The organism is Fictibacillus aquaticus (assembly GCF_002245695.1).
GTDB lineage: Bacteria > Bacillota > Bacilli > Bacillales > Fictibacillaceae > Fictibacillus > Fictibacillus aquaticus.
Genome location: NZ_NOII01000026.1, coordinates 1 through 1504, shown reverse-complemented (window position 1 = coordinate 1504; position 1504 = coordinate 1). Strand labels below are relative to the sequence as shown.

General features: G+C 39.6%; 1 protein-coding gene and 1 pseudogene. Both read right to left on the bottom strand.

The features are described from left to right. Positions 1-668, bottom strand: a 668-nt coding sequence (locus tag CGZ90_RS18650) for a nuclease-related domain-containing protein (protein WP_094254026.1), incomplete at its 3' end; no start/stop codon positions are given. Positions 669-1178: 510 nt separating this feature from the next. Beyond that, positions 1179-1504 (bottom strand): annotated as a pseudogene (gene eno / locus CGZ90_RS18645) (phosphopyruvate hydratase); the annotation flags it as partial.

The following is a 1504-nucleotide window of genomic DNA, read 5'->3' as shown; positions in this document are numbered from 1 at the left end:
AGAATATCTGTTTCGTTATCGGAGTGGTTTTTTAACAGCAGGGATGAAATTTTTTTGAGGTCACTTTTCGCTAAGATTCGCTGTGGATACAATGATTTAAAATGCTCGAGTTTTTCTAATAAATTTCGTGGACGGATGACCTTTGATTTCGCTTTCTCTGGATACTTGTTGGAAAAAGTTATGACTGAGATGGAATTAGTGAAGCATGCAAGATGCTTGATAGGCACCTTGCGAAACTGTTTGTGTTCAAGAAGTTTCTCTAGATGTGCGGCTTGCCTTCCCGCCTGGTTCACAGGGTCCTGGAAAGCTTCCTGCTCCCCCTTTAATGTACGAATGATTTGATCAGCCAAATGATCAAAGTAGATGTTACCGCGAATGTTCTTCACTTCAACAACTGCGAGGAAAAATGGAGTGACAATAAGCGTATCAATTTGAAAATAATGCTTTGTGTTGGTGATTGGCAACCGTAGATCATGGAAAACATTAATCTCTTTATCAGTAATGAGTTCTAAAAAGTAGTCCAGAGCCTTTTCCCCTTTAAACCCAGCTTCCATCATCGCTAAATCTGCTTCAACATGCTTTCTATTAGGATGATTGGGGCTGAGCCGCCGCGACAAAACCTCTAGCTTTACAAGTTTTAACGTACGCTTCCTCATTTTTTTGATCAATCCATTCACCTCATCTTTTTTTACATCATAATTCCGAAATAATGAAAAAACGAGTGAAGAAAATTGAAAAATCAGAGCTTATTTGGCATGTTTTTAGAGATTTAACAGCCTATTTGCGCTAATTTCAAGGGTCATGTGTTTATATAAGTTGAAAAAGCATATTATTTTTACTAATTTTAAATGGCATCACTTCAAAGTTTAAAATTCTTAAATCATTTCAACGAAATTTCACAGCATTCCTAAAAATAGTCAGAGCTTTTCAACCAATATTCACAGCATTTCAGAGAAAACTTAAATCATTTGCCAGTTCACAACAATTTGATAGCAAATCTTACGGCAAAACCAACTTGTCAAAATCCACATCACATCTTTTCCGAAGAATCTCACAGCACTTCAATAACTTCTCAAATCATTTCAGCACAAATCTCACATCAATTGCCCTCCCATAAATGACAACACAAAAAACCCCCGGATCGTCATCCGGGGGTCTGCTCAAAAATCAAGCCAAGATTACTTCTTAAGGTTATAGAACGTGCTCATGCCTGGGTAGATCGCTAGGCCTGCAAGCTCGTCTTCGATGCGAAGAAGCTGGTTGTACTTCGCAACGCGGTCTGTACGTGATGGAGCACCTGTTTTGATCTGACCAGCGTTTGTCGCAACAGCGATGTCAGCGATTGTGCTGTCTTCAGATTCACCAGAACGGTGAGAGATAACAGCTGTGTAGCCAGCGCGCTTCGCCATTTCGATCGCATCGAATGTTTCAGTAAGCGTACCGATTTGGTTAACTTTGATAAGGATTGAGTTAGCGATGCCTTTTTCGATACCTTCAGAAAGCT